General features: G+C 61.1%; 5 protein-coding genes. 2 read left to right on the top strand and 3 right to left on the bottom strand.

Annotation, left to right across the window (positions count from 1 at the left end; all coding sequences use genetic code 11):
* Window positions 1–14 precede the first annotated feature (14 nt).
* The 3 genes from HB680_RS31705 to HB680_RS31715 form a co-directional block, all read right to left on the bottom strand.
* Entirely contained in the window at window positions 15–386 is a 372-nt protein-coding gene (locus HB680_RS31705; protein WP_123599678.1) for a translation initiation factor Sui1, read from the bottom strand.
* A 280-nt stretch (window positions 387–666) separates the two neighbouring features.
* A complete protein-coding gene (locus HB680_RS31710; protein WP_213942207.1) occupies window positions 667–1,224 on the bottom strand; it encodes an NUDIX hydrolase in 558 nt (185 codons plus the stop codon).
* A 3-nt stretch (window positions 1,225–1,227) separates the two neighbouring features.
* Window positions 1,228–2,295: a DUF2333 family protein gene (locus tag HB680_RS31715; protein ID WP_213942208.1), complete on the bottom strand. Its 1,068-nt coding sequence runs from the start codon at window positions 2,293–2,295 to the stop codon at window positions 1,228–1,230.
* 429 nt (window positions 2,296–2,724) lie between these two features.
* Here HB680_RS31715 and gcbA point away from each other — a divergent pair, with 429 nt between their 5' ends.
* Window positions 2,725–4,395 (top strand): diguanylate cyclase GcbA, encoded by a 1,671-nt coding sequence (gene gcbA, locus HB680_RS31720; protein WP_213942209.1) that lies wholly within the window; start codon window positions 2,725–2,727, stop codon window positions 4,393–4,395.
* A gap of 52 nt (window positions 4,396–4,447) precedes the next feature.
* Window positions 4,448–6,394 carry a methyl-accepting chemotaxis protein gene (locus tag HB680_RS31725; protein ID WP_213942210.1) on the top strand — a complete coding sequence of 649 codons (1,947 nt, stop codon included), beginning with the start codon at window positions 4,448–4,450 and terminating at the stop codon, window positions 6,392–6,394.
* The last annotated feature ends 23 nt before the right edge of the window (window positions 6,395–6,417 follow it).

A 6,417-nucleotide genomic window follows, 5' to 3' on the forward strand; every position in this document is an offset into this window, starting at 1 on the left:
TTTCACAGAGGCTGCTAGCCGCCGGACTTCTTCGCCTTGAAACCCAGTTTGATCAGCTCAGCCAAGAGTAGCTCGACATGATCGCCCTGGATTTCAATGATGCCGTCTTTCAACGCCCCGCCGGTGCCGCAACGTTTCTTCAACGTGGTGGCCAGGGCCGTGAGCGCATCGAGGGCCAACGGCACGCCGGTGATGGTGGTCACCGTCTTGCCGCCACGGCCCTTGCTCTCGCGACGCACGCGAGCGATGCCGTCGCCGGCCGGGATCACGGTTTGTTTGCAGATACAGGCGTCCACCGGTTTGCTGCAATCCGGGCAATGACGACCTGCGTCGGTGGAAAATACCAGGCCACCAAGGGCGGCGAAGGATGCGGCTTTTTTGGCCACCGGCAATCCTCTTGGGAGGACAAAGACTGGTCGCGGCACTTGGGCAAGTGCCATCGACCGCGAAGCCCCACTCAGGCAGGGGCAGCGCTACTAAAACGGTACAGACCTGTAGGAGCGAAGCTTGCTCGCGAAAGCGGTGTGTCAGGCACATCATTTTTGGATGTGCCGCCGTCTTCGCGAGCAAGCTTCGCTCCTACAAAGAGCAATACCGGTTCAGTTTGAAAAGGTCGCGCAGTGTAACGGCAAAAAGCCGACTTGCTAAGAGCCAATCGGCGCCAATTTATGCCTCTTTTGCGACGCCGGTTTGCTGAGCCTTCAGATAACGCTTCAACGCCGCCAAAGAGTCCGGGCAATAAGGCTTTTGCTGGATTTCCAGCATCACCTGATCGATCGGCATAAAGCGCGCTTCAAGCACTTCTTCCGGCTGCAGAATCAATGGACCGTCCCACACCGCCGAAAACGCCGAACACCACAGCCGATTGCCGGTGTCTTCGAAGAAAAAGTGATCATGAGCGGTCAATTCCACACCGCTCACGCCCAATTCTTCTTCCAGTTCCCGGGCGGCGGACTCGGCGTAGCTCTCGTTCGCCATCACCATGCCGCCCGCCGCCACGTCCCAATAACCGGGATAAATGGCTTTGCTGAGGGTGCGGCGATGCACGCAGAGTTCACCGGCCGAGTTGAACAGCATGATGTAGGTACCGCGCCCGATCAGCCCGCGTTCGCGCAGGTCACTGCGGACCAGGGCGCCGAGCAGGTTGTCCTGCTCGTCGACCCAGGCTATTTGTTCGGCATCCGAGGCCGCACGATGGGCGGCCTCTTTGGCGTTATCGACCATGACTCAGCCCTGGTTGAGCAGTTGACGCAAATCGATCACCGCCGCGTTAGCCCGGGAAATATAGTTGGCCATGACCAGCGAGTGGTTGGCCAGCACCCCGAAACCGCTGCCGTTGAGGATCATCGGACTCCAGACCGGCTCTTGCGAAGCCTCCAGCTCACGGATGATCTGACGCACGCTGACCGTGGCGTTTTTCTTCGCCAGCACATCGGCGAAGTCGACTTCGATGGCGCGCAGCAAGTGGGACAAAGCCCAGGCCTGACCGCGTGCTTCGTAGAACACGTTGTCGATCTGCATCCACGGGGTTTCAACGATTTCTTCGTCAACCTGTGGCACCTGACCCGGCACCACGACTTCGGTTTTCAGCGACGTGTTGAGCTTGACCCGGCCAACACTGGCCGACAGGCGTTGCGACAGCGAACCCAGTCGAGTCCCGACGTCACCCAGCCAGTTGTTCAGGTTGTCGGCGCGGGCATAGAACAGCGCGTTTTTCTGCGAAGGATCGGACAGGCGCGCCTGGTAGCGGCTCAGGGAATTGATGCCTTCCTGGTATTCCGACTCACTGGATGGCAACACCCAGCTCTTGTTATCGAAATTGAAACGCGGCTCAGCCTTGGCCAAATCCGAGTCTTCCGCCGATTGCGATTGCGAGCGCGCAAAGTCTTTACGCAGGGCGCGGGTCAGGTCGCGGACCTGGACCAGCACGCCATATTCCCAGCTCGGCATGTTGTCCATCCACAGGCCCGGCGGGAAGCGGTCGTTGGAAATGTAGCCGCCCGGTTTGGTCAGCAAGGTGCCGGCAACGGTCTTGAGGGTTTCAACCGTGGTGTAGCCGACGACCATTTGCTTGCCTTGTTGCTCGGCAGCCACCTGGGCATTTTGCTGGACCGGAAACAGCGCAGGCTCTTCGCTCCAGTACCAGCCCAGGCCAATGGTCACCAACAGGTAAATGGCAATCAGAGTGGCCAGCGCCCGGCTGAACAACAGGCCGCTGACGTAGCTGCGGGTGGCCGATTTCGGTTCAGCGGCACGTTCAGGTGCGCTGCCCGCGCGGTTCTTCCAGTCCAGCATGGCGATATCCTTTCAATCACTTGAGTTCATCGGTTCGACCACAACCCTACGCCATCGTGCCGCTTTTTACCGCACCTGAATCCTGCGGGAAACAGCGAGCCACACAATCGCGTCGATCGAGGCGCCACTATAAATGAAGCACAGCCTTGTAGCAGCTGCCGAGGCTGCGAGGCTGCGTTCGGCGGCGAAGCCGTCGTAAACCTGAGCGCGAGGTCTTCCTGAAACACCACGCGGTCTGATTTCACGAAGGCTTCGCCGCCGAACGCAGGCTTCGCCAGCGGCTACATGAATCCTGCGCGACCGATTAGTCAGGAACTGAATGAGGTCGCTTTGCAGATTATTGACGTACGACACTCATGTGACGGAAAAGAGGTGCTAGCATAGAGCCACCAGTCGATCTCAGCATGCACCCTAACTAGTAGTCAGGATATGACCGAGCCAGAAGACCCCAGCCGTGAGCGCCTCAAGCACCACTTTGCCCAGCGGGTAATTCATCAGGCACGTCAGATTCTTGAGATATGGCAGCGCCTGCAACGCAGCGAGTGGTCCACCACCGATTTATCCGAGCTGAGCGAGGCCAACCTGCGCCTGCTGCGCTTTGCCGAGCGCTTCGAACAACCGGAACACTCGCAACTGGCGCGCCACATCGGCCAGTCGCTGGAAGCCGTGGACGCCAATCGCGGACGCCTGAGCAGCGGCCTGATCACTGACCTCAACCGTTTGATGCAACGCCTGTCCCGCACCGGCCTGCGTCACGGCGATCAACTGGACCAGACTTTCCTGCCGCCCCTGCGCAAGCCGATCTACGTGATGCTGCAAGATCACGATCGCGCCGAGCGGCTGGCCAAACAACTGGAATTCTTCGGACTTAGCGCCCAGTCCCTGGACAGCGTGTCGGCGTTTCGCTCATCGATGGTCGAGCGGCTGCCGGCGGCGATTGTCATGGACGTGGACTTCAGCGGCCCCGGCATCGGCCTGAAACTGGCCGCCGAAGCCCAGGTCGGCCTCGACGAACCCTTGCCGCTGTTGTTCTTCAGCCTGCATGAAACCGATACCCCGACCCGCCTCGCCGCCGTGCGCGCCGGTGGCCAGGAATTTCTCACCGGCACCCTCGAAGCCTCGAGCCTGCTGGAGAAAATCGAAGTCCTGACCTGCGTCGCCCAGTACGAACCGTATAAAGTGCTGATCATCGACGACTCCCGCGCCCAGGCCTTGCACACCGAGCGCCTGCTCAACAGCGCCGGGATCGTTACGCGGACCTTGATCGAACCGATCCAGGCCATGGCCGAACTCGCGGACTTCCAGCCTGACCTGATCATCCTCGACATGTACATGCCGGCCTGCACCGGGACCGAACTGGCCAAGGTGATCCGCCACAACGATCGTTACGTCAGCGTGCCAATCATTTACCTGTCCGCCGAAGACGACCTGGACAAGCAGCTCGATGCCATGAGCGAGGGCGGCGACGACTTCCTGACCAAACCGATCAAGCCGCGGCACCTGATCACCACCGTGCGCAACCGCGCGGCCCGGGCGCGCAATTTGAAGGCGCGGATGGTCCGCGACAGCCTCACCGGTCTGTACAACCACACCCACATTCTGCAATTGCTCGAAGACTGCTCGTTCCGCGCCCGCCGCGAGAACAAGCCGCTGAGCTTTGCGATGCTCGACATCGACCACTTCAAACGGGTCAACGACAGCCACGGCCACCCGATGGGCGACCGGGTGATCAAGAGCCTGGCGCTGTTCCTCAAGCAGCGGCTGCGCAAAACCGACTTCATTGGCCGTTACGGCGGCGAAGAATTTGCCATCGTCATGCCGGACACCGATGTCGAATCGGCCCACAAGGTGTTGGACGAAATCCGTCAGCGCTTTGCCGAAATTCACTACCCGGCCCAGCCGCAGGACCTTTGGTGCACCTTTAGCGCCGGGGTGGTCGAGCTGCGCGAAGATTCCGACAGCCTGATGATGGCCAGTCAGGCGGACGAGGCGCTGTACCGCGCCAAGGACGCCGGGCGCAACCGCGTGCAGGCTGCGCGGGCGTCAAAGCAAAGTGCCACTTTTTCATCGGAAACCACCGAGTCGGTCATAACCCTGTAACACAAACGCAATAAATTCAGGCGCTTACCATTCTGCCGTTGGTAGACCCGCCATGCGCCTGAAGCTGCTGACCAATCTCAATACCCTCCTGCTTGTCGCCGTGTGCGTCGCCCTCGGCGCCACACTGTGGTGGTCGCAAAAAGCCCTGGAGCGCCCCTATCTGTTGATGGAGCGCTACTTGGGCTTGTCCCAGCAATTTCAAAACGAAGTGGCGCGCAACGTCGAGGATTACCTGTCCAGCGGCGACGCCTTGCGGTTGAGCAGCGCCAGCCAGGCCATCGACAGTTTGCAAAAAGAACTCACCGAACTGCCACCGACACTGGCCGAAACGCTGCGCCCGAGCCTGTCGAGCCTGGAAGAATTCAGTAAGACCGACCTGCTGGCCGCCGGCAAACTTGCCGGCGACCCACAAGCGCTGTTGCTGCAGGCCGAACGGGAATTGGGCGCCAGTCTCGATCAGCTCAGCCAATACGCCAGCACCAACGCAACATATCTGACGCCGTTGCTCGCCGCCTCCCAGCATTTGGGCAAGTTGTCCCTGGCCCGGGACAAACTGGTCAGCAGTGGTCGCAGCGAACTGGCGGCTGATGTCGAGCGTGAAGTCACCAGCATTCGCGCCCAAGCGACGCAACTGGATACCTTGCCGTTGCTCGGCGTGACGGCCAGCGCAGAGTCGAGCACCGACGATTTCAACGCGATGATGGGCCTGGAGAACACCGAAAAAACCGTGGCCGAAGATGCCGGCGTCGGCCTCAAGCGCGAACTCAACAGCCTGCTCACCCGCTACCCGGCGGAACTGGCGCGCACCCGCGATCAGATTCAAAAACGTGCCGAACTCAGCGCCGCGACGCACACGAAAATCACCGCCGTACAACAAGCCATCGCAGGGCTGGAACCGGTAGTGCGCGCCCAGCACGGGCAGATCCAGGGCGAAGTGCGCTTGATCCAAGGGCTGATGATCGGCCTGATTCTGCTGATCGCGCTGCTGATCGACACCTTGCAACGCCGTTTGGCCCGAACCCTGACCAACCTGGCGCCGGCGCTATCGACCTGGGCCGAGGGCGACTTCAGCCAGGACATTCAACTGGGCAAGACCAACCGCGAACTGCATGACATCCAGGCCTCGCTCAATCGCTTGCGCGCCTATCTGGTGGATCTGGTGGGGACGATTCGCCTCAACGCCGAACAGGTCGCCGGCAGTAGCCGAACCCTGGCCGAATTGAGCAACGACTTGCACAGCGGCGCTCAGCATCAGGCCGGCGACACGGCGCTGATCCGCGATTCCCTCGGCGAACTGGAAGCCACCATTCAACAAGTGGCCGGCGATGCCCGTCAGGCCGCCGACGCCAGTCGCCATGCCGGGCTGGCGGTGGAACATGGGCAGAAAGTCATCGGCCTGAGCCTCACCGGACTGCATGCGCTGGTGGGCGAAGTGCAAGGCAATGCACAGATGATCGAACACCTGGCCGAGGAGTCCGCGACCATCGGCGGCGTGCTGACGGTGATCCGCTCGATTGCCGACCAGACCAACTTGCTGGCATTGAACGCGGCGATTGAAGCGGCGCGCGCCGGAGAGATGGGTCGCGGTTTTGCGGTGGTCGCCGAAGAAGTGCGCTCGCTGGCACAACGCACCGCCGGGGCAACAGCCGAGATCCAGACCTTGATCGCCGGCCTGCAAACCGCCGCGCGGCAATCGGTGGAAGGGATGCGCGCTCAGGTCGAACACGCCGAAGCCACTGCGAATCAGGCACAAGACGCGGATGGCGCGCTGGATAAAATCGTCGATGCGATCCAGACCATTGCCGACACGGCAGTGCGCATTGCCGATGTGACGGCGCAACAGAGTGGCGCGGTGAGTGAGATCCGCGATCACAGCGAGCGGATTCACCAGTTGGGTGGGGATAACTTGCTGAGGATTGGTGAGGGGCGCGAGCAAGGGGAGAATTTGTTGGTGTTGGGTGGGCGACTGCATACCGCCGTTCAAGCCTTCCGCGTCTGATAGACCGCCTTCGCGAGCAAGCC

The organism is Pseudomonas sp. dw_612, from assembly GCF_018449725.1.
Classification (GTDB): Bacteria; Pseudomonadota; Gammaproteobacteria; order Pseudomonadales; family Pseudomonadaceae; genus Aquipseudomonas.